General features: G+C 75.2%; 19 protein-coding genes. 9 read left to right on the forward strand and 10 right to left on the reverse strand.

The annotated features are described in order from the left end of the window. Nucleotides 1-194: 194 nt before the first annotated feature. The 3 genes from pucD to ACZ3J7_RS37150 are packed head-to-tail and all read right to left on the reverse strand — an operon-like array spanning nt 195 to nt 3,921. Nucleotides 195-2,540 (reverse strand): xanthine dehydrogenase subunit D, encoded by a 2,346-nt coding sequence (gene pucD / locus ACZ3J7_RS37140; protein ID WP_465627703.1) that lies wholly within the window; start codon nt 2,538-2,540, stop codon nt 195-197. 11 nt (nt 2,541-2,551) lie between these two features. Beyond that, complete coding sequence (locus ACZ3J7_RS37145) at nt 2,552-3,037, reverse strand: (2Fe-2S)-binding protein (RefSeq protein ID WP_380329167.1); 486 nt, start codon at nt 3,035-3,037, stop codon at nt 2,552-2,554. Further along, entirely contained in the window at nt 3,034-3,921 is an 888-nt protein-coding gene (locus ACZ3J7_RS37150; RefSeq protein WP_465627683.1) for an FAD binding domain-containing protein, read from the reverse strand. The genes ACZ3J7_RS37145 and ACZ3J7_RS37150 overlap by 4 nt, the downstream gene beginning before the upstream one ends. A gap of 283 nt (nt 3,922-4,204) precedes the next feature. Between ACZ3J7_RS37150 and ACZ3J7_RS37155 the strand changes: the two genes are divergently transcribed. Beyond that, a complete protein-coding gene (locus ACZ3J7_RS37155) occupies nt 4,205-5,800 on the forward strand; it encodes a PucR family transcriptional regulator (RefSeq protein ID WP_465627684.1) in 1,596 nt (531 codons plus the stop codon). A 60-nt stretch (nt 5,801-5,860) separates the two neighbouring features. Here the strand turns inward: ACZ3J7_RS37155 and ACZ3J7_RS37160 are convergent, their stop codons facing one another. Beyond that, the gene (locus ACZ3J7_RS37160) at nt 5,861-6,997 is read right to left on the reverse strand and encodes an alpha/beta hydrolase (protein WP_465627685.1); all 1,137 of its coding nucleotides are present in this window, start codon (nt 6,995-6,997) and stop codon (nt 5,861-5,863) included. 288 nt (nt 6,998-7,285) lie between these two features. Between ACZ3J7_RS37160 and ACZ3J7_RS37165 the strand changes: the two genes are divergently transcribed. From ACZ3J7_RS37165 to ACZ3J7_RS37175, 3 genes are all read left to right on the forward strand, one after another. Continuing rightward, nucleotides 7,286-8,344 carry an ROK family glucokinase gene (locus ACZ3J7_RS37165; protein ID WP_465627705.1) on the forward strand — a complete coding sequence of 353 codons (1,059 nt, stop codon included), beginning with the start codon at nt 7,286-7,288 and terminating at the stop codon, nt 8,342-8,344. Nucleotides 8,345-8,498: 154 nt separating this feature from the next. Continuing rightward, nucleotides 8,499-10,295, forward strand: a complete 1,797-nt coding sequence (gene ggt / locus ACZ3J7_RS37170) for a gamma-glutamyltransferase (protein WP_465627686.1) — start codon at nt 8,499-8,501, stop codon at nt 10,293-10,295. Nucleotides 10,296-10,412: 117 nt separating this feature from the next. Continuing rightward, a complete protein-coding gene (locus ACZ3J7_RS37175; RefSeq protein WP_465627687.1) occupies nt 10,413-11,216 on the forward strand; it encodes an exodeoxyribonuclease III in 804 nt (267 codons plus the stop codon). Between the two features lie 96 nt (nt 11,217-11,312). On the opposite strand, the gene ACZ3J7_RS37180 is transcribed toward ACZ3J7_RS37175, so the two are convergent. Beyond that, nucleotides 11,313-11,837, reverse strand: a complete 525-nt coding sequence (locus ACZ3J7_RS37180) for a hypothetical protein (protein ID WP_465627688.1) — start codon at nt 11,835-11,837, stop codon at nt 11,313-11,315. A 112-nt stretch (nt 11,838-11,949) separates the two neighbouring features. On the opposite strand from ACZ3J7_RS37180, the gene ACZ3J7_RS37185 reads away from it, so the two are divergent. The 4 genes from ACZ3J7_RS37185 to ACZ3J7_RS37200 all read left to right on the forward strand — a co-directional run bounded on the left by ACZ3J7_RS37185 (nt 11,950) and on the right by ACZ3J7_RS37200 (nt 16,274). After that, nucleotides 11,950-12,477: a PadR family transcriptional regulator gene (locus ACZ3J7_RS37185; protein ID WP_465627689.1), complete on the forward strand. Its 528-nt coding sequence runs from the start codon at nt 11,950-11,952 to the stop codon at nt 12,475-12,477. Continuing rightward, on the forward strand, nt 12,474-13,160 hold the full coding sequence (locus ACZ3J7_RS37190) for an ABC transporter ATP-binding protein (protein ID WP_465627690.1): 687 nt from the start codon (nt 12,474-12,476) through the stop codon (nt 13,158-13,160). The genes ACZ3J7_RS37185 and ACZ3J7_RS37190 overlap by 4 nt, the downstream gene beginning before the upstream one ends. Beyond that, complete coding sequence (locus ACZ3J7_RS37195; RefSeq protein WP_465627691.1) at nt 13,157-15,448, forward strand: FtsX-like permease family protein; 2,292 nt, start codon at nt 13,157-13,159, stop codon at nt 15,446-15,448. Before ACZ3J7_RS37190 ends, ACZ3J7_RS37195 begins: the two co-directional genes overlap by 4 nt. Nucleotides 15,449-15,686: 238 nt before the next feature. Beyond that, a complete protein-coding gene (locus ACZ3J7_RS37200; protein WP_465627692.1) occupies nt 15,687-16,274 on the forward strand; it encodes a hypothetical protein in 588 nt (195 codons plus the stop codon). A gap of 108 nt (nt 16,275-16,382) precedes the next feature. Here the strand turns inward: ACZ3J7_RS37200 and ACZ3J7_RS37205 are convergent, their stop codons facing one another. Beyond that, complete coding sequence (locus ACZ3J7_RS37205) at nt 16,383-17,057, reverse strand: lysoplasmalogenase (protein ID WP_465627693.1); 675 nt, start codon at nt 17,055-17,057, stop codon at nt 16,383-16,385. After that, a complete protein-coding gene (locus tag ACZ3J7_RS37210; protein WP_465627694.1) occupies nt 17,054-17,938 on the reverse strand; it encodes a sterol desaturase family protein in 885 nt (294 codons plus the stop codon). The genes ACZ3J7_RS37205 and ACZ3J7_RS37210 overlap by 4 nt, the downstream gene beginning before the upstream one ends. Before the next feature lie 88 nt (nt 17,939-18,026). On the opposite strand from ACZ3J7_RS37210, the gene ACZ3J7_RS37215 reads away from it, so the two are divergent. Beyond that, nucleotides 18,027-19,544, forward strand: a complete 1,518-nt coding sequence (locus tag ACZ3J7_RS37215; RefSeq protein ID WP_465627695.1) for a DUF2398 family protein — start codon at nt 18,027-18,029, stop codon at nt 19,542-19,544. On the opposite strand, the gene ACZ3J7_RS37220 is transcribed toward ACZ3J7_RS37215, so the two are convergent. The 3 genes from ACZ3J7_RS37220 to ACZ3J7_RS37230 form a co-directional block, all read right to left on the reverse strand. Beyond that, nucleotides 19,534-19,749 carry a cold-shock protein gene (locus ACZ3J7_RS37220; protein WP_465627696.1) on the reverse strand — a complete coding sequence of 72 codons (216 nt, stop codon included), beginning with the start codon at nt 19,747-19,749 and terminating at the stop codon, nt 19,534-19,536. The genes ACZ3J7_RS37215 and ACZ3J7_RS37220 overlap by 11 nt on opposite strands. Before the next feature lie 69 nt (nt 19,750-19,818). Further along, the gene (locus ACZ3J7_RS37225; protein WP_465627697.1) at nt 19,819-20,010 is read right to left on the reverse strand and encodes a hypothetical protein; all 192 of its coding nucleotides are present in this window, start codon (nt 20,008-20,010) and stop codon (nt 19,819-19,821) included. Between the two features lie 188 nt (nt 20,011-20,198). Then, nucleotides 20,199-21,851 (reverse strand): BCCT family transporter, encoded by a 1,653-nt coding sequence (locus ACZ3J7_RS37230; protein WP_465627698.1) that lies wholly within the window; start codon nt 21,849-21,851, stop codon nt 20,199-20,201. Nucleotides 21,852-21,900 lie beyond the last annotated feature (49 nt).

Consider the following 21,900-nt stretch of genomic DNA (forward strand, 5'->3'; position numbering starts at 1 on the left):
TTCACAGGGGGTTGGGGTGGGCGAGCCGACCTGAATGCCCGATAGGTGGGGTACGCAGGGGGACTGGTTCGACTCACGGTGGGGGGTGGTGCCGACTGCCGGGCCCGGCGAGGCCGACGGCAGGTGCCCCGGGGGCGGCGGGGGCGGCGGGGAAGAGCCGTGACGCCGCCCCCGGGGACGTTCTCAGGGCACCGTCAGAGCGTGTCGGTCAGGTGCTCGGGCCGCACCGGGATGCGGGTGAGCGCCTTGCCGGTGGCTTGGCGGATGGCCGCGACGATCGACGGGGTGGCGGAGACGGTGGGGGCCTCGCCGACGCCGCGCAGGCCGTACGGGGCGTGCGGGTCGGGGAGTTCGAGGATCTGCACCGGGATCGGCGGGGTGTCCAGGATGGTCGGGATCAGGTAGTCGGTGAAGGAGGCGTTGCGCACCTTGCCGTCCTTCACCACGATCTCCTCCATCACGGCGAGCCCGAGCGCCTGCGCGCAGCCGCCCTGGATCTGGCCGACCACCGAGAGCGGGTTGAGCGCCTTGCCGACGTCCTGCACGGCGGTCAGCTCGACCACCTTGACCAGGCCCAGCTCGACGTCCACGTCGACCACGGCGCGGTTGGCGCAGAAGGTGTACTGGACGTGGCCGAAGCCCTGCCCGGTCTCCTTGTCGAACGGCACGGTGGGGCGGTGGTGGTGCTCGCGGGTCTGCTCGATGGCGTCGTCGCCGAGCAGGTCGACCACCGGGATCAGCACCCCGGCGGAGGCCGAGACCACCTTGCCGCCGACCAGCGACAGGTCGTCCTGCGTCCAGCCGTAGCGGTGCCGCCCGCGCTCCAGCAGCTCGTGCCGGACCGCCTCGGCGGCGAGCTTCACCGCGCCGCCGGTCATGTACGTCTGCCGGGAGGCGGAGGTGGAGCCGGCCGAGCCGACCTCGGTGTTGGCCGGGTGGATGGTGACCTGCTCGACGCCCAGCTCGGTGCGGGCGATCTGGGCGTGCACGGTGACGCCGCCCTGCCCGACCTCGGCCATCGCGGTGTGCACCATGGCGACCGGCTCGCCGCCGATCACCTCCAGCCGGACCCGGGCGGTCGAGTAGTCGTCGAAGCCCTCGGAGAAGCCGACGTTCTTGATGCCCACCGAGTAGCCGACGCCGCGCACGACGCCCTCGCCGTGCGTGGTGTTGGACAGCGCGCCCGGCAGGGTGCGCACGTCCAGGTGCTCCAGGTCGAGCGGCGGCGGCAGCGGCATGTCCTTGACCCGCTGGAGCAGTTCGGCGACCGGCGCGGGCGCGTCGATCTCCTGCCCGGTCGGCATCCGGTCGCCCTGGGTGACGGCGTTCAGCTGCCGCAGCTCGACCGGGTCCATGCCGAGCGCCTCGGCCAGCTTGTCCATCTGCGACTCGTAGCCGAACGCGGCCTGCACCGCGCCGAAGCCGCGCATCGCCCCGCAGGACGGGTTGTTGGAGTACAGCGCGATCGCGTGCATCCGCACGTTCGGGATGACGTACGGGCCGTGGCCCAGCGAGGCGGCGTTGCCGACCACCGCCGGGGAGGCGGAGGCGTACGCGCCGCCGTCCAGCACGATCCGGCAGTCGGCGAAGACCAGCCTGCCGTCGCGGGTGGCGCCGTGCTCGTAGCGCATCCGCGCCGGGTGGCGGTGCACGTGCCCGAAGAAGGACTCGTCGCGGGCGTAGACGATCTTGACGGGCTTGCCGGTGCGCAGCGCCAGCAGGCAGGCGTGGATCTGCATCGACAGGTCCTCGCGGCCGCCGAACGCGCCGCCCACCCCGGCCAGCGTGAGCCGGACCTTCTCCAGCGGCAGGTCCAGGACGGGCGCCATCTGCTGGCGGTCCACGTGCAGCCACTGGGTGGCGACGTACAGGTCGACGCCGCCGTCCTCGGCGGGCACCGCCAGCCCGGACTCCGGGCCGAGGAAGGCCTGGTCCTGCATGCCGACCTCGTACTCGCCGGAGACGACCACGTCCGCCAGCGCCCGCACCTCGTCGGTGACGCCCAGGCCGGAGACCAGCCTCTGCTCGTGGCAGACGTTCCCGTACGCGTGCGACTTGTACTCGTGCGGCTCGTGCACGTAGCCGTGGGTCTCCGGGTCGAGGCACTGCTCCTCGGTGGTGATCGGGGTCAGCACCTCGTACTCGACCCTGATCTTCTTCACCGCGCGGCGGGCCGTCTCCGGGTGGTCGGCCGCGACCAGGGCGATCGCCTCGCCGTGGTAGCGGACCTTGTCGATCGCCAGGGCCGGCTGGTCGGCGATCTCCAGGCCGTAGTACTTCTCGCCCGGGACGTCCTCGTGGGTGAGCACCGCGTACACGCCGGGGACGGCCAGCGCCTCCGAGACGTCCACGGACAGGATGTTCGCGCGCGGGTGCGGGGAGCGCAGCGCGGTGCCCCACAGCATGTCCTCGTGCCACAGGTCGGAGGAGTAGGCGAACTCGCCCTTCACCTTCAGCGTGCCGTCCGGGCGCAGCGGGGAGCCGCCGACGCCGTCCTTGGACGCCTGGTTGATCTTCTGCAGGTTCTTCTGGCCCTGGATCGTGCGCGCGCTCACTTCTCGGCCCCCCGGGCACAGGTGCGGGCCGAGGCCAGCCGCACCGCGTCCATGATCTTCTCGTAGCCGGTGCAGCGGCACAGGTTGCCCGACAGCGCCTCGCGGATGTCGGTGTCGGACGGCTGCGGGTCGGCGGCCAGCAGGGCGTCGGTCTGCACCAGCAGCCCGGGGGTGCAGAAACCGCACTGCACGGCGCCCGCGTCCACGAACGCCTGCTGGACCAGGCCCAGTTCGCCGTCCGGGCCGGCCAGGCCCTCCACGGTGCGCACCTCGCGGCCCTGCACCTGGCCCGCCGCCACCAGGCAGGAGCACACCGGCACCCCGTCCAGGTAGACCGTGCACGAGCCGCACTCGCCCTGCTCGCAGGCGTTCTTGGACCCGGGCAGGCCGACCCGCTCGCGCAGGACGTACAGCAGGGACTCGCCCTCCCACACGTCGTCGGCCTCCACCGGCTTGCCGTTCGCGCTGAACGTGACCCTCATGCCGCGCTCCTGATCTGCTTGCGATAGTCGTTCCAACACCACGTCAGGGTCCGCCGGGCCATCACGGCCAGCGCGTGCCGCCGGTAGTCGGCGGTGCCCCGGACGTCGTCGATCGGCGAGGCCGCGGCCCTCACCAGCTCGCCGAAGCGCCGCACCACCTCCGGGCCCAGCAGCTCGCCGGACTCCCACAGGCCGCGCTCGGCGAGCACCCCCCGCAGGTACTCCTCGGCCTCCACCGCCCGGCGCGGCGTCGGCGCGGCCGAACCGATGCCGGTGCCGACCGTGCCGTCCTTCGGGTGCAGCGCGAAGCCGAACGCGCAGACCGCGATCACCATCGCGTTGCGGGTGCCGATCTTCGAGAACTGCTGCGGCCCGTCCGCGACCGGGATCCGCACCGCGCGGATCAGCTCGTCCGGCTCCAGGCTGTTGCGCTTCACCCCGACGTAGAACTCGTCGATCGGCACCAGCCGCACCCCGCGCACCGAGTGCGCCTCGACGAGCACGTCCCGGCCCGCCGCCAGCAGCGCCGGGTGCGAGTCACCGGCCGGCGAGGCCGCGCCCAGGTTGCCGCCGACGCTGCCGCGGTTGCGGATCTGCGGCGAGCCGACCGTGTGCGCGGCCAGCGCCAGCCCCGGCAGCGGCCCCGACAGCTCCTCGATGATCCGGGCGTACGGCACCGCCGCGCCCAGCCGGACGGCCGCGCCGTCGCTGCTCCATTCGGTGAGCTCGGTGATGCGGTTCAGGTCGAGGATCGCGGATGGCCGGTGCACGTCGAAGTTCATCTCGACCATGACGTCCGTGCCGCCCGAGATGGGCAGCGCGGTGGGGTGCTCGGCCTTCGCCGCGAGTGCCTCGTCCCAGGTGGCGGGCCGAAGGAACTCCATGCGGGTAACTCCTCAAGTCGTCGCCGACGGACGTGGGCACTGCGCCCTTGCCGGCGCCCGGAACCGGTGCCCGGTCGGGCGCCGAGGTGCAGTCCGGCGGCGTGTTGGCAAGTGAACCGCTGTGACCCGGGCCACTGGCAGTCACCGATGGCATGAGGCCCGGCGGTGGCCCACCGCACCGTCCTGTACGTTCCTCTAAGGTGGACGATCCTCCAGCTCAGCTCGTGCACACTGGGCCGTTCCACCCCGCGGTCCCACCCTCACAGACCAAGAAGGGCTGCCCATGCGCGTCCGTGACCTGCTCGCCCCCGGAGCCCCCCGCCTGCGCCTGCTCACCGGCGAGGACGAGCTCGACCGGCAGGTCACCGGCGTCATGACCACCGACCTCCAGGACCCCGGCCGCTACCTGCACGGCGGCGAACTCGTCCTCACCGGCATGCTCTGGCGCGCCGGGGCCGCCGACTCCGAACGCTTCGTCCGCACCATCGTCGCGGGCGGCGCCGCCGCGCTCGGCGCCGGCGAGGCCGAGGTCGGCCCCGTCCCCGCCGACCTCGCCGACGCCTGCCGCCGGCACCGGCTGCCGCTGCTCGCCGTCCCCGACGACATCGCCTTCGGCACCGTCACCGAGTACGTCGGCCGCCAGGTCTCCGCCGACCGCGCCGCCGACCTCGCCGCCCTCGTCGACCGGCACCGCCTGCTGGTCTCCGCGGCCGGCGCCGGCGGCCTCGACGCCGTCCTCGACCTGCTCGGCGGCGACCTCGACCTCGACTGCTGGGTCCTCACCCCCACCGGCCGGGTCGTCGCCGGCCCCGCCGGCCGGCTGCCCGCCGCCGACCGCGACCAGCTCGCCCGCGCCCACCTCGCCGCCCAGCGCCAGCGCCGCCGCCCCCCGCACCGGGTCCGCCTCGCCGACGGCACCTACTCGCTGCTGCCCGCCGCCGCCGACGGCCGGGACGCCGACACCCCCCTCGCCGACTGGATCCTCGCCGTCGCCGGCGACGTCACCGAGTGGACCCCCAAGCGCCAGCAGCTCGCCGAGAACCTGGCCCGCCTGGTCGCCGCCGAACGCACCCGCCGCGACGAGGGCCGCCGGCTGCGCCGCCGGATCGCCGACGAGGTCCTCGCCCTGCTCCAGCACGACGCCGACCCCGCCGAGATCGGCCGCGCCCTCCAGGCCTCCACCACCATGGCCGCCCGCTACGAGGGCTCCACCGAGACCTCCGGCGCCCACCCGCAGTGGCTGGTCCTCTCCGCCGACGCCACCGGGCTGCCCGACGGCGCGCTGCGCCCCGTCCTCGAGGAGGCGCTCGCCGCCGCCACCGACCGCGCCCTGGTCGCCGCGCTCGGCCCCACCGGCGCCGTCGTCGTCCTGCCCGCCCTCGACGCGCCCGTCCCCGCCGACGCCGTCCGGGCCCTGCTCGCCCCGCTCGAAGCCGGCCTCGGCTCCGAGGGCCGGATCACCGTCGGCGTCTGCGCCCCCGCCGCCGAGTCCGGCGGCCTGCGCGGCGCCCTCGAAGAGGCCCGGCACGCCCGCCGGATCGCCGCCGCCCGGGTCGGCCGGGTCTGCGTGGCCGGCCCCGAGGAGCTCGCCTCGCACGTCCTGCTGCTCGCCGCCGTCCCCGACGAGGTCCGCCGCGCCTTCCGCAGCCGCCTCCTCGACAAGGTCATCGCCTACGACCTGGAGCACCAGGCCGACCTGGTCCGCACCCTGGAGGCGTTCCTGCGCTCCGACGGCTCCTGGACCCGCTGCGCCGCCCAGCTGCACGTCCACGTCAACACCCTGCGCTACCGGATCGGCCGGATCGAGGAGCTCACCGGCCGCGACCTCTCCCGCCTGGAGGACCGGGTCGACTTCTACCTCGCCCTCGAACTCTCCTGAGGGCGGGGAACGCGCGGGGGGCCGGAGGGGCGTCACCGCCTCCGGCCCCCCGCGGGCGGGTCAGCGCTGCGCCGGGATCACGCCGGTCAGCCAGGTGAAGACGCCCGGCACCATCGGCTTCCAGACGTCGCTGCTGTGCGCCCCGGCGGTCTCCTGCACGGTGACGGTGGTGGGCGCCTTCGCGGCGGCCCGCAGCGCCTCGCCCGCCTCCAGGCCGTCGCCCCTGTTGCCGCTGACGTACAGCGCGGTCTTCGGCGGGGTCTTGGCGGACTTCAGGATGTTCAGCGGGTTGGCGGCCTCCCGCAGGTGCGGGTCCTTCGCGGTGAGCGACCGGTCCTCGGTGGCCGGGTCGTTGTAGCCGGAGAGGCTGATCCCGGCCCGGTAGCGGTTCGGGTGCTCCAGGGCGAGCTTCGCCGCGCAGTGCCCGCCCGCCGAGTAGCCGGCCACCGCCCAGCGCTCGGGCGACGGGTCGACCCGGAAGTTGTCGAGCACCATCTGCGGGACGTCCCGGGAGAGCCAGGCGTCCGCGTTCACCTTGCCGGGGACGTCCGCGCAACCGGTGTCGGTGCTGTCGCCGAGCAGGTTGGTGCGCGGCGAGACCAGGACGAACGGGGCGACCTGCCCGCTCTGCATCATCGGCTTCAGCTGCTCGGACACCTTCAGGGTGCCGAACCAGGTCTTCGAGGAGCCCGGCCAGCCCGGCAGCAGCTCCACCACCGGGAAGGTCCGGTCCTTGAACGCCGGGTCGTCGTACTGCGGCGGCAGCCAGACCAGCACCTCGCCGTCCACGCCGGAGACCGCGCCCTTCAGGTCGGTGGTCCGCACGTCGTCCGGGACCTTCGGGTCGCCGACCGACCTGAACTGCTGGATCACCTTGGCGTGCTGCGTGTCGTTGCCGGGCTGCGCGCCGGAGCCCGCCCCCTCGTCGGTCTGCGCCTGCACGTTCGGCACCGCCCGGACGTGGTTGCCGGTGCCCAGCAGGTCGTCCCAACTGCCGTAGATCAGGTTGGCGTTGTTCACCATCACGAACACCGTCAGGACGGCGGTGAGCTGACAGAACATCAGCATCGCGATTCTGGACACCGCCTGGACCGGCTTCGGACCGCGCACCCGCCCCCAGAGCAGCAGCGCCACCACGATCGAGACCGGCACCAGGACGATCGTGAGGAGGAGGAACGGGGTGCCTGTCAGCTGCATGGAGGTCTCTCGAATCGGGTCGTCCGGCCGTCCGGGGCAAGGTCCCCCGGTTCACGCATCACACTTGTCAGACTGCGTCACACAGTCGATCAGTTGCTGTCGACACCAGCGGAAACCTGAGAGGAACATCACTTTTTCGTGAGAATCCGCTGGGTGCTGTGCCCACAGTCTGCCAGTTCGCCCACAGCCCGCCGCCACCGGACCGCAACCTTTACCCGATCAAGGAGCATTCGTTCCGTGACCCGTGCCGACCAGCCCGCCCGCCCCGCCCGCCCCGTCCTGCCGAACCTGCTGGGCCTCGGCCCGCGCGCCGAGCGCCGCCGGCGCACGCTGCCCGCCGGCGTGCTCAGGCTCCCCACCATCGGCGTGGACATCGGCGGCACCAAGGTGGTCGCCGGCGTGGTCGACGGCGACGGCACTGTGGTGGACCGGCTGCGCACCGAGACCCCCGACAAGAGCAAGAGCCCCAAGGTGGTCGAGGACGTCATCGTCGAACTCGTGCTGGAGCTCGCCGACCGGCACGACGTGCACGCCGTCGGCATCGGCGCGGCCGGCTGGGTGGACGCCGAGCGCTCCACCGTGCTGTTCGCCCCGCACCTGAACTGGCGCGGCGAACCGCTGCGGGAGGCGCTCAGCTCCCGGCTGCGGTTCCCCGTCGTGGTGGAGAACGACGCCAACGCGGCGGCCTGGGCGGAGTGGCGCTTCGGCGCCGGACGCGGCGAGGACCACATGGTGATGATCACCCTCGGCACCGGGATCGGCGGCGCCGTCGTCCGGAACGGCCACGTCGACCGGGGCAGGCACGGCCTGGCCGGCGAGTTCGGCCACATGCAGGTGGTGCCCGGCGGCCACCGCTGCCCGTGCGGCAACCGGGGCTGCTGGGAGCAGTACTCGTCCGGCAACGCGCTGGTCCGGGAGGCCCGCGGGCTGGCCGCCGAGGAGTCCCCGGTGGTGCAACCGCTGCTGGCCCGGGCCGGCGGCACCCCGCTGGGCATCACCGGCCCGCTGGTCACCGAGGCCGCCCGGGACGGCGACCCGGTCGCCGTGGAACTGCTCTACGAGGTCGGCCGCTGGCTCGGCGTCGGCATCGCCAACCTGGCCGCCGCGCTCGACCCCGGCCGCTTCGTGGTCGGCGGCGGCGTCAGCGAGGCCGGCGACCTGCTGATCGGCCCCGCCCGCGACGCCTTCCGCCGCACCCTCACCGGCCGCGGCTTCCGCCCCGAGGCCGACCTGGTGCACGCCGCCCTCGGCAACGAGGCCGGCCTGGTCGGCGCCGCCGACCTGGCCCGCCAGGTCGCCCGCCGCTTCCGCACCGTCAAGCGCCGCCGGATCGAACGCGGCGCCTGACGGCGGGCCGGCCCGCCGCCCCGCTGCTCCGTGGACGGGAGTTGACGCCGCGTCAACGCCGCGTGAAAACGCGCCGGGTTGGCCGGTTGGGTCGTTGTCCGGTGCGCGGCGGGTGTGGGAGAACGGGGACCCGACGCCGTCCCCAGGAGGCCGCATGCGCGCCCGCGCCCGTCTCGTCCCCGTCCTCGCGCTCGTCACCGCCGCCGGCCTGCTGGGCACGGCGGCGCCCGCCGGGGCCGGGCAGGCGCCGCCGGGCAAACGGCCGGTCGCGGTCGGCTGGGGCGGCGCGGTGTCCAGCGTGGACGCCGACGCCACCGCCGCCGGCCTGGAGGTGCTGCGCCGGGGCGGCAACGCGGTGGACGCGGCGGTGGCGACCGCCGCCGCGCTCGGCGTCACCGAGCCGTACTCGGCCGGCATCGGCGGCGGCGGGTACTTCGTCCACTACGACGCCCGCACCGGCAGGGTCGAGACCATCGACGGCCGGGAGACCGCATCCCGCACCGCCGACAGCACGCTGTTCCAGGAGAACGGCGCCCCGATCCCGTTCGCCGACGCCGTCACCAGCGGCCTGTCCGTCGGCGTCCCCGGCACCGCCGCGACCTGGGAGCAGGCGCTGCGCCGCTGGGGCAGCCGGAGCCTGGCCGAGGTGCTGAAGCCCGCCGAGCGGATCGCCGAACGGGGCTTCACCGTCGACCAGACCTTCCGCGACCAGACCGCCGCCAACCAGGCCAGGTTCCAGGACTTCCCGGCCAGCCGGGAGCTGTTCCTGCCGGGCGGCCGGCTCCCGGAGGTCGGCTCCACCGCGCGCAACCCCGACCTGGCCGCCACCTACCGCGAGCTGGGCCGCCGGGGCACCGACGCGCTGTACCGCGGCCCGATCGGCGCCGACGTGGTGCGCACCCTGCAGCACCCGCCGGTCGACCCCGCCTCCGGCCGCACCGCCCGCCCCGGCCGGGTGGACGCCGCCGACCTGGCCGCCTACCGGGTCCGGGTCCAGGAGCCCACCCACGTCTCCTACCGGGGCCTGGACGTGTACGGCCCCGCACCGTCCTCCTCCGGCGGCACGACGGTCGGCGAGGCGCTGAACGTCCTGGCCGCCGGCCGCGCCGCCGACCTGACCGACCCCGCCCGGTACGACCACCGGTACCTGGAGGCCAGCCGGATCGCGTTCGCCGACCGCAACCGCTGGGTCGGCGACCCGAGCGCCGTCCAGGTCCCGACCCGGCAGCTGCTCGACCCCGGCTACGCCGCCGCCCGGGCCTGCCTGATCGACCCGGACCACGCGCTGACCAGCCCGCTCGCCCCCGGCGACCCGTACCACCCGGCGCCCTGCGCCGTCGCCGGACCGGCCGTCGCCGAACCGTACGAGGGCCAGAGCACCACGCACCTGACCGTCGCCGACCGCTGGGGCGACGTGGTGGCGTACACGCTGACCATCGAGCAGACCGGCGGCAGCGGCATCACCGTGCCCGGGCGCGGCTTCCTGCTCAACAACGAGCTGACCGACTTCGACTTCGCGCCGCTCACCCCGGGCGTCCCCGACCCGAACCTGCCCGGGCCCGGCAAGCGGCCCCGGTCCTCGATCGCGCCGACCGTCGTGCTCAGGGACGGCAAGCCCTACCTGGCGCTCGGCTCGCCCGGCGGCGCGACCATCATCACCACCGTCCTGCAGGTGCTGACCGGCCGGGTCGACCGCGGGCTGAGCCTGGAGCAGGCCATCGCCGCGCCCCGGGCCAGCCAGCGCAACACCGCCGCCACCCAGGCCGAACCGGCCTTCCTGGCCTCGCCCGAGGCGGCCGAGCTCCAGGCGCTCGGCCACGTCTTCGCGCCGGTCCCGGAGATCGGCGCCGCCACCGGCGTCGAACGGCTGCCGGACGGCCGCTGGCTGGCCGCCGCCGAACCCGTCCGGCGCGGCGGCGGCGCGGCGGGCGTGGTGCACCCGGCGGGCTGAGCCCCCGTCAGCCCGGTCGGCTGCCGGGCGCCGTCGGTGGCGGACGGTATGTTCGGACGGGGTGCCCGGCCCGCGCGCCGGGGCCCCGTCCGTCCGCACCGCCGAGGGAAGGCCGCCGTGACCGTCCGCATCGCCACCTGGAACATCAACTCCGTCACCGCCCGGCTGCCCAAGCTGCTGGAGTGGCTGGAGTCCGCCAAGCCGGACGTGCTCTGCCTGCAGGAACTCAAGTGCGCCACCGACGCGTTCCCCGCCGCGGCGGTCGCCGAGCTGGGCTACGAGTCCGCCGCGCACGGCGACGGCCGGTGGAACGGCGTCGCCCTGCTGTCGCGGATCGGCCTGGCGGACGTCGTCCGCGACCTGCCCGCCCAGCCCGGCTTCCTCGCCGAGGACGCGCCCGCCCCGGTGGTCGAGCCGCGCGCGATCGCCGCGACCTGCGGCCCGGTCCGGGTCTGGTCGGTGTACGTGCCCAACGGCCGCGAGGTCGACCACGCCCACTACCGCTACAAGCTGGAGTGGATGGCCGCGCTGCGCGACGCCGTCCGGGAGGACGCGGCGGGCGGGCGCCCGTTCGCCGTCCTCGGCGACTTCAACGTCGCCCCCACCGACGAGGACGTCTACGACCTCGCCGCCTTCGCCGGCCTCACCCACGTCACCGCCCCCGAGCGCGCCACCCTCGCCGCCCTCCAGGAGGTCGGCCTGCGGGACGTCGTCCCCCGTCCGCTCAAGTACGACCGCCCGTACACCTTCTGGGACTACCGGGCGCTGGCCTTCCCGAAGAACCGCGGCATGCGGATCGACCTGACCTACGCCAACAAGGCGTTCGCGGAGGCCGTCACCGACACCTACGTGGACCGCGAGGCCCGCAAGGGCAAGGGCACCTCGGACCACGCGCCGGTGGTGGTCGACCTCGACCTGTGAGCCGGGCCGGGAGCAGGCTGGCCGGCACCCCGCGACCCCGCGCGGTGCCGGCCGGGCGGCTTGCCGGCACCGGCCGCCGCTGCGTGCCGCCCCTCCTCAGAACAGCCCGCCGACGAGCTCCCCGAGCAGGGGGACCAGCACCGGACTGGCGTTGGCGCAGTCGAGGTTCCCCCAGTCGTACAGCGCCACGGCGAGCACCAGCAGCGGGTCGGGCTCCGCGGCCTCCCAGCCGCCCCGGCGGGTGCGGGCCACCGTCCGCCCGTCCTCCAGCACCTCGGTGCGGACCAGCCCGCGGCGGACGAAGCCCAGGGTGCGGCCGCCGGACTCGAAGCGCACGTGGCGGCCGGAGCGCAGCAGGTGGCGGCTGCGGGCGGTGACGCGCAGGCGGCCCTCCCGGAAGTCGCCGTCCAGGCCGCCGCGGGCCAGCGCGACGGCGTGGACGCCGGGCCGCCCGAACCGGGGCAGTTCGCCGAGCGGGCCGCCGTCGAGTTCCAGCCGCCAGCCCTCCAGGCCCCGGGCCCTGCTGTCGACGTCCTTCGTCAGGGGCGTCCGGTGCAGCACCAGTTCGCCGAGCGGCGTCCGCGCCCTCGCCCCGTCCTTGCCCGGTACGCCCAACCTCATCAGGCCGTCCCCCTCGTGAAATCCCAGGTGGGAGCGTAACGGGCGGAGACCCGTCCCTCAGTATTCTCCGAGTGTATAGACGCGGAGTGTACGCGCGGCGTACGCTCCGACCATGAGCGTTCCTCTCACTCTCCTCGGGCTGCTCGAACGCGAGCCCAGCCACGGCTACGACCTCAAGCGCGACTACGACGCCTTCTTCGGGCGCGGCAAACCGCTGCCCTTCGGCCAGGTCTACGCGACCCTCGGGCGGCTCGCCCGGGACGGCAAGGTGGTGGTCGGCGACCCCGAGGCCGGGGACGGGCCGGACCGCAAGCGGTACGTGATCACCGAGGCGGGGGCCACCGAGTTCGAGGACTGGCTGCGTGAGCCGGTCGCCGCCGAACCCCACCTGCAGACCGTGCTGTTCAGCAAGGTCGTGCTCGCCCTGATGCTCGGCCGCGACGCCCAGCACTACCTCGACACCCAGCGCGCCGCCCACCTGCGGCGGATGCGCGAACTCACCGAGGTCAAGCGCTCCGGCAGCCTGGTCGACGCGCTGCTCGCCGACCACGGCCTCTTCCACCTGGAGTCCGACCTGCGCTGGATCGACCTCACCGCCGCCCGCCTGGACGCCCTCGCCGCGGAGGTGACGGCCCGATGACCGCCCCCCTGATCGAGGCCCGCGCCGTCACCCTCTCCTTCGGCGAGACCCCCGCCCTGCGCGGCGCCGACCTGGCCGTCGACGCCGGCGAGGTCCTCGCCGTGATGGGCCCCTCCGGCTCCGGCAAGTCCACCCTGCTGCACTGCCTGGCCGGCATCCTCGCCCCCGACGGCGGCGAGGTCCACTTCGACGGCCGCCGGATCGACCGCCTCGGCGAGCAGGAGCGCAGCGCGCTGCGCCGCGACAGCTTCGGCTTCGTCTTCCAGTTCGGCCAGCTGGTGCCCGAACTGACCGCCGAGGAGAACGTCGCCCTGCCGCTGCTGCTCGGCGGCGCCAAGCGCGCCGCCGCGCTGGCCCGGGCCCGCGCCTGGTTCCCCCGGCTCGGCCTGGACGGCCTGGAGGGCCGCCGCTCCGGCGAGCTCTCCGGCGGCCAGGCCCAGCGCGTCGCCCTCGCCCGCGGCCTGGTCGCCGAGCCGCGCGTCCTGTTCGCCGACGAACCCACCGGCGCGCTCGACTCGCTCACCGGCGAGCACGTGATGGACCTGCTGGTCGACTCCGCCCGCGCCCAGGGCACCACCGTCGTCCTGGTCACCCACGAGGCCCGGATCGCCGCCTACGCCGACCGCGAGGCCATCGTCCGCGACGGCCGCGCCACCTGCCTCACCGGGCGGGCCGCCGGATGATCCGACTCGGCCTGCGCCTCGCCGTCAGCGGCGGCCGCGACGCACTGCTCCGGCTGCTGGTCACCGCCTCGGCCGTCGCCGTCGGCGTCGGACTGCTGCTCACCACCCTCGCGGCGGTCAACGCCGTGCACGCCCAGAACGACCGCTACGCCTGGTTCAACACCGGCTTCACCAGCCGGACCGCCGCCCCCGCCCCCGCCGCCGTGCCCGCCGATCGGGAGGCGGCGGGCGCGGTGCTCGTCCAGGGCGAGGGACCGATGTGGTGGCTGACCCGGCGCGACAGCTTCCAGGGCGAGCAGATCGGCCGCGTCGACGTCGCCCTCACCGGCACGTCCGCCGCGCTCGCGCCCGGCGTCGACCGGATGCCCGCCGACGGCGAGTACTACCTCTCGCCCGCGCTGGCCCGGCTGGTCGACGCCACGCCCCCCGAGCAGCTCGCCGACCGCTTTCCCGGCCACCGGATCGGCATCCTCGGCAAGGACGCGCTGCCCGCCCCCGACAGCCTGGTCGCCCTGGTCGGCCGCTCCCCGCAGGACCTGCGGGGGATCGAGGACGCCGCCCTGGTCGACCGGGTCGCCACCACCTCGCCCGACCGGTGCGACGACTGCGTGGTCGGCATCAAGTCCAACGGCGCCGCGCTGATCCTGACCGTCGCCACCGGCGCGCTGGTCTTCCCGGTGCTGATCCTGATCGGCACCGCCACCCGGCTCACCGCCACCCAGCGCGAACGCCGCTTCGCCGCGATGCGGCTGGTCGGCGCCACCCCCCGGCAGGTCTCGGTGATCTCCGCCGTCGAGGCCACCGCCGCGGCCGCCGCCGGCGTGCTGCTCGGCTTCCTGCCCCACCTGGCGGTGCGCGGCCGGGTCGCCGGGATGTCGCTGACCGGCGAGCGGTTCTTCACCTCCGACCTCGCGCTGACCCCGCTCCAGGTCCTCGGCGTGGCCCTCGGCGTTCCGCTCGCCGCCGCCGTCACCGCCCGGATCGCGCTGCGCCGGGTGCGGATCTCCCCGCTCGGGGTGAGCCGCCGGGTCACCCCGAAGCCGCCCCGGGCCTGGCGGGTGCTGCCGCTGCTGGCCGGCCTGGCCGAGCTGCTGTTCTTCCTGGCCCGGCACCCGGAGACGGTCGACGGCCAGGTCCGCGGCTACCTCTCCGCGTTCGGCCTGATCATGCTGGGCCTGGTGCTGGCCGGCCCCTGGCTGACCGGCCGGGCCGCCGCCCTGCTGGCCCGGCGCACCCAGCGCCCGGCCACCCTGATCGCGGTGCGCCGGCTCGCCGACGACCCGACCGCCGGGTTCCGGGCCGTCAGCGGCCTGGTGCTGGCCCTGCTGGTGATGAGCGCCACCATCGGGATCATCACCGCGATGAACGACGAGCGCGGCCGGCCCGAGGGCGGCCCGCAGTTCGACCACGTCCTGGTCAACGACCTCGCCCACGGCTACACCCCCGACGGGGGCTACCGGAGTGCCGGCCGCCCCGCCCCGCCGGAACTGGTCGACGGCCTGCGCGCGCTCCCCGGCGTGCACGGCGTGCTGCTGGTGCACCCGCTCGGCAGGACGGTGCCGATCGACGCCGGCGGGGAGACCGAGGCCGCCCAGACGGTGGACTGCCGGGCCCTGGACGCCCTCCGGGTCTTCGGCCACTGCGAGCCCGGAGCGGCCACCGCGTACGTGCCGTTCGTCTGGGCCGGGTTCCGCGACTACTCCGCCACCGCGTGGCCCGCCGCCCCGTACACCGCCGAACAGGCGGCGGCGCTCCCGCTGGTGAAGGTGGTGGTCGGCACCGACGGCTCGCGGGCCGCCGTCGAGCGGGCCCGCACGATGGTGGACGCCGCGTACCCGGGGACCCGGCAGTCGATGACCCTGGCGGAGGGGATGAAGCTCTCCGGCGGCGAGATGGAGGGCTTCCGGCGGCTCGCCGACGTGGTCATCCTGGCGACCTTCCCGATCGCGGGCTGCAGCCTGGCGGTCAGCGTGGCCGCCGCCCTGGGCGAGCGCAAGCGGCCGTTCAGCCTGCTGCGGCTCAGCGGGGTGTCGCTGGCGATGCTGCGCCGAGTGGTGCTGATGGAGTCCGCGGTGCCGCTGCTGGTGGTCTCGGCGGTGGCGATCGGCGTCGGCCTGCTGGCCGCCGACCTGTTCCTGCGCTCCCAGCTCGACTACACGCTGCACGCCCTCGGCGCCGACTACTACCTGACCGTCGCGGCCGGCCTCGGCGCGGCCCTCGCGGTCATCGGCGCCACCCTGCCGCTGCTGCGCCGGATCACCGGGCCGGAGACCGCCCGGAACGAGTAGCCCTCCCGGGAGGCCGGGAGGGCGCGGCCGGGCCCGGGGCCGTCCGGGGCCCGGCCCGTCGGGCGGCGGCGGGGCGGCGGCGGGGCGGCAGGTCGTTCGGGTCCGGAGGACTCGGTGGCCCCGAACGGCCTCACGCGTTCGCCGGGTCGGGGGGTACTGCCTAGCGTGGTCGGCAACCGGGAGTAGCGGGTCGCACACGCCTCCGCTGCTCCAGTCCCGATCCCCCTGGAGGTACGGCATGCGCCCGACGCGCACCGCCGCCGCCGCACTGCTCGGCACCACCGCCCTGCTCGGCCTGGCCGGCACCGCCCCCGCGTCCGCGAAGGGCAGCGAACCCGCCTGGGTCTCGCCCGCGCAGGCACAGCCCGGGCAGTCGGTCTCGGTCAGTGTCACGTGCGCGAGCAGCACGGAGAAGACCGTCACCGCGACCTCGCTGGCCTTCGCCGGCGGTTCCACCACGCTCCGCGTGGGCCCCGACGGGAAGTACTCGGGCAGCGCCACCGTCATCTCCGAACAGGAGATGGCCGCGGCCGCCGCCAAGCGCACCACCACCGACTCGTCCTGGGGCATCGACGGCAAGTGCCCCAACGGGGACGGCTTCGTCGGTGCGGTGGCCATCGCGGTCGCCGGGACGAGCGGCTCGGCCGCCGGGGCGGGCGTCTGGGAGGGCGCCCGGCTCCCGCAGGGCCCGGTGGAGACCGGCCTGGGCGGCTCGGTCGGCGTGGACGGCACCCGGCTGGCCGTCGGCGCGGCGCTGGTCGCGTCCGGCGTCGGCGGCTTCTGGCTGCTGCGCCGTCGCGGCGCGGCCGCCGGTCAGGCCTCCTGAGCCGCCGTCCGGTACGTGCCCACCGTACCGGCGGGCCGCGGCGTCCCCCGCGGCCGACGGCACGGCGAAGGGCGGCACCCCGAGCGGGTGCCGCCCTTCGCCGCGTGCTCAGGAGTCGTCGCGCTCCACGCCGCCGGTGCGCTCCAGGGTGCCGACGGTCAGCAGGTACTGGCCGGCCAGGTAGGTCAGCATGATCAGGAAGCCGTGCGCGGGCAGGTGCCGCCAGTCGGCCAGGTCGGTGGCGATCAGGGTGTCGGAGAACAGGAACAGCGCGCCGCCCAGCCCCGCCCGCACGTTGACCTGCGAGGCGGTCACCGCGGTGGCGGTCAGCAGCAGGCTGTAGAGCGCCACCGGGACGCGCATCCCGGCGTCCAGGTCCGGCCAGAGCAGCACGATCAGGGCCGCCCAGACCACCGCGTAGCAGCCCGCGACGACCAGCGCCCGGCGCCGGTCGGCCAGCGCGCCGAGCTTCACGAACATCGTCACGTAGCAGACGTGGCCGGCCGCGAACGAGCCCATCCCGGCCAGGAAGGCGACCGTCCCGCCGATCTCCAGCAGGATGTCGCCGCCCGCCCCGAACAGCAGCGCGGGCACCAGCAGCCTCGGCGTGCCGGGCTTCGCGAGGGCCCACACCCAGGCCGCCAGCAGCGGCATCAGCAGCGGTTTGGTGCCGTACTGCAGCGGCTTGACCCCGAAGGCGATCGCCAGCAGGTGCGCGGCCGAGACGACGGTGAAGGCGGTCAGCAGGGCCCGCGCGGTGCGCGGGTCACGAAGGGCGGTCATGCGGCGGCACTCTCCGGTCCGGTGGCGGCGGTGGCGGGGGTCGCGGTGGGCGGCGCGGGCTGCCAGCCCGGTCCCTTCGCCAGGTGGCGCAGCCGGTCGCCCCAGGTGGTCGCTCCCCGTATGTCCCGGGCGATCGACGCGTACTCGTGGGTTGCGACCCGCAGCGGGTTGAAGGTGCCGATGTTCTTGGTCAGCCCGTACACCGGGCGTTCGGCCTCGGCCGCGAACGAGCCGAACAGCCGGTCGAAGACGATCAGGATGCCGCCGAAGTTGCGGTCCAGGTAGCCGCCCTGCGAGGCGTGGTGCACCCGGTGGTGCGAGGGGGTGTTGAACAGGTACTCGACCGGGCGGGGCAGCCGGCCGATCCGCTCGGTGTGGATCCAGAACTGGTACACCAGGTTCGCCGAGGAGCAGAACGCCAGCGCCGCCGGGTGGACGCCCGCCAGCACCATCGGCACGAAGAACACCCAGCTGGTGGCCGAGGTCCAGGGCTGGCGCAGCGCGGTGGACAGGTTGTAGTGCCGGCTGGAGTGGTGCACCACGTGGCACGCCCACAGCACCCGGACCACGTGGTGGCCCCGGTGCGACCAGTAGTAGAAGAAGTCCTGGGCGAGCAGCATCAGCGGCACCGTCCACCACAGCACCGGCACCCGAAGCGGCGTCAACTCGTACAGGAACGAGTAGACCGCCACGATCGGGACCTTCCAGCCCGCGTCGAACAGCAGCGAGCCCAGCCCCATGGTCAGGCTCGTCGCGGTGTCCTTCGCGGCGTAGCCCCGTTCGTCCTCGTCCGGATGGAAGCGGTACGAGACGATCTCCAGGACGGTGAGCAGCACGAAGGCCGGTATCGACCAGAGCACGACATCGGGCAGGTGTGGCATGCCCGGAACCCTAGGCGACGGCGGCGGCCGGCGGAAGGGGTTGTTACCGGCGCGTAGCGGTCGGTGCGGCGTCTAGGCTGGGGGCGACATGGAGCGGCAGCGAACAGCCGCCGGCGCCGTCGCGGCGACCGGCGGATCGGGGACGGGGCGCGCGGGCGGGGCGGGACGGCTCGCCGACCAGGCACGCCCGGACGGCCCGCTCGGCGCCGAAGTGACCGCCCGGGAGCAGGGGTTGGCCGCCCACGCCGAGCGCAGGGCCGCCACCGCACGCGAGTTGACCGCCCTCGTGCAGGCGCGGGCCGCCGCCACCCGCGGACCGGCCGCCGCCGGCGACGGTGAACCGACCGCCGACGCCGAGGAGTTGACCGCTGCCGCCGAGGAGTTGGCCGCCCGGTTCGCCGCCGCCGAACCCGCCGAGGCCGACCTGCTGGCCACCGCCGTGTTCGGCGCGTACGGCGCCCGGCACCTGGGCGGCGCGCCCCGGCAGGCCGAACCCGCGCCCGGCACCAGCTGGTGGCACGGCCCCACCGTGCACCACAGCACCTCGCCGCTGTTCCGGCCGCTCGGCTACCGCCGGATACGCCGCGAAGCGCCCGCCCAGCCCGGCGCCCGGCCCACCGGCGGCGGCCGGCACCGCAAACCCGAACGCCCCACCACCGAGCTGCGCACCGCCGCCCGGCTGCTGATGGCCCATCCGCTGGTCACCGCCGACGGACCGCACGCCGCCGGGCTCCCGCTGGTCCGCCGGCACGCCGAAGCGCTCGCCGAACGCTTCCACACCCTGCTCGGCTACCGGCTCACCCTCGGCCCCGACCACGCCCGCCTGCACAAGGCCCCGCTGCCCGGCCGCCCGCTCCCCGGCCTCGACCCGGCCGGCTACGCCGCCCTGGTCCGCGCACTGGCCGGCCGCCCCGACCCGGTCCCCGCCGCCGTCCGCGCCCTGCTGGACGACTGGCGCCCGCCCGCCGCGCTCGCCGCCGACCTGCTCACCGCGCCCCCGCTGCCCGCCGCCGGGCCCGGGATGACGGTCCGCCGCCTGCTCGCCGAGACCCCCGTCGTCCTGCACCACGACCTCGCCCCCGCCGAACGCGCCCACCTGCTCGCCGCCGCCCCCGCCGAGACCGAACGGCTCGCCGACTTCCTCGGCCTGACCGCCGAACTCCGCGCCGAGGGCGCCGCCCTGCTCGACCCCGCCGACGAACTCACCGACCTCGCCCTGCCCGGCCCCGGCACCCTCGCCCAGGCCGCCCTGCTGCTCGCCGAACGCCTGGTCGAGGACCTCCGCCCCGCCGACACCGACACCGCCCCGCCCGCCGTCCTCGTCCCCGACGCGCTCATCGACGGCACCCTCGGCGACATCACCGACGACTACGGCATGAGCGCGGGCTGGGACGCGGGCTACCTGGCCGACCTCGCCCTCTTCCGCCGCGACGCGCTCGACCTGCTCCACCGGATGGGCCTCGCCGCGCCGGCCGGCCGCACCTGGCTGCTGCGCGCCCCCGCCGCCCGCTACGCCCCGCGCGCCGAACCCGAACCCCCGGCCGGCCGGGGCCGGCACTCCCGCCCGGCCCCGGTGCCCGGGCCGGGACGGGTGCTCAGTAGGTGACCGGTCGGACCCGCTCGGCGACCGGGCGGAACTCCTGCACGGTCTCGTCGTAGCGGACCCGCTGGCCCTGGCGCAGGAGGCGGTGCGCGTCGGTGTCGGCGATGACGGAGTCGTAGTAGACGGCGACCTCCGGGCCGCCGCCGTCCGGGCTGATGTAGCCGTAGGCGTGGTGCGGGTCGAACCACTTCACGGTGCCGGTCTCCATGGCGGGACTCCCTTCGGGCCGGTCACCCTCAGTATCGGCCCGGGCCCCGGCGCCCACCACCCGTCCGGCTCAGCGGCCGCCCTGCTGACCGGCGGCCCGGGCCGCCGGGGCCTGGTGGCGGACGGTCTCCACGGTCGCGCCCACGCCGAGCGAACCCAGCGCCACGGAGGCCGCGACGGCGGCGCAGGCGAGCAGACGGCGGTGGCGCCGGGGCAGCGGGAAGCGCGGTCCTCGGGCGGCCGGGGCAGTACGGGCGTTCATGCCCCGGAGCCTGCCAGGGGGGTGTTACGCGGTCGCGAAACGCGGGTGAAGTCTGGAAGGGATCTCGGCGTCGGAACCGCCGCCCCCGCATCCGCGCAGGTCGAGCGACTGATCGTCGACGCGCGTAGGCGCGGGGTGGGCGGGGGGGCGGCGGTCGCGACGCGGCCCGCCGGTGGGCCCCGGCGGGTTCACTCCCGCAGCCGGGGCCGGTCGGGGTACTCCTGGCCGACGCTGGTGCCGACCGCGTCGCGCAGGCCGTGCGCGGGCCGGTGGCGGGACCCGCCCGCGGCCGGGTCGGTGCGCAGCTCGCGCACCAGGGCCACGCAGAGGCCCAGCATGACCAGCACGAACGGCAGGGCGACCAGGATGGTGGCGTTCTGCAGCGCGGTCAGCCCGCCCGCCAGCAGCAGCGCGGCGGCCACCCCCGCCATCAGCACGCCCCACACCACCACCAGCCAGGTGCGCGGGTGCAGGGCGCCGCCGGAGGAGAGCGAACCCAGCACCAGGGACGCCGAGTCGGCCGAGGTGATGAAGTACAGCATCACCAGCACCACCGCGACCACGCTGGTCACCGCGCCCAGCGGCAGCGCCTCCAGCATCTCGAACAGCCCGGCGTCCGCGCCCTGCGGGATGGTCGCCACCAGGTCGGCCGCGCCGGTCTCCTGCAGCCGGATCGCCGAGCCGCCCATCACCACGAACCACACCGCGGTCGCCCCGCTCGGCACCAGCAGCACGCCCACCAGGAACTGGCGCACCGTCCGGCCACGGGAGATCCGGGCGATGAAGGTGCCGACGAACGGCGCCCAGGACAGCCACCACGCCCAGTAGAAGACCGTCCAGGAGCCCAGCCAGTCCTCGTCCGTGAACGCCCCGGTCTGGGTGGCCAGCACCGCCAGGTCGGACAGGTAGCCGCCGACCGTCGAGGGCAGCGCGTCCAGCACGAAGACGGTCGGGCCGACCACGAACACGAACAGCATCAGCACGCAGGCCAGCACCACGCTGGTGGTCGACAGCCACTTCACGCCCCGGTGGACGCCCGACATCGCGGACAGCACGAACGCGCTGCCCAGCGCCGCGATCACCACCAGCTCCACGCCCTCGGTGGCCCGGACGTCGGTCACGTAGCCCAGGCCGCCCGCCACCTGGATCGCGCCCAGGCCCAGGCTGGTCGCCGAGCCGAACACCGTCGCGAACACCGACAGCAGGTCGATCAGCCGCCCCTGCCAGCCGTTCGCCCCGCGCTCGCCGATCAGCGGCACGAACGCCGCCGACATCCGGTTGCCCCGGCCCCTGCGGAAGGTGGTGTACGCCAGCGCCAGACCGGCCACCGCGTAGATCGCCCACGGGTGCAGCGTCCAGTGGAAGAGCGAGAACTCCAGCGCCCGCTGCGCCGCCGCCGGGGTCTGCGCCGGGACGCCCGAGCCCGGCTGCGGCTGCGCGTAGAGCTGCAGCGGCTCGCCGACGCCGTAGAACAGCAGGCCGATGCCCATGCCGGCGGAGAACATCATCGCGATCCAGGCCAGCGTGGAGAACTCCGGCCGTTCGCCGTCCCGGCCCAGCGGGATCCGGCCGAACCGGCTGACCGCGATGACGACGGCGAGCAGCAGGAACACGTCCGCGGCCACCACGAACAGCCAGCCGAAGTTGTGCAGCACCCAGGCCAGCGCGGTGTCCGAGGCCCGCCCCAGCGAGTCCTCCGCGAACACCCCCCAGGCCACCACCGCCAGCACGGCGGCCGCGCCGATCCCGAACACCACCCGGTCCAGCGGGAGGGCGTCCGGGTCCGGCCCGGTGGGCTGACGGTCCGTCGGGGGCTCGGCAGGTTCGGCAGATGTGGACATACCAGGCACTATGTCCACAATCCGGCATGCGGGTGGCGCGGCGCGCCGG

Source organism: Kitasatospora sp. NPDC015121 (assembly GCF_055562955.1).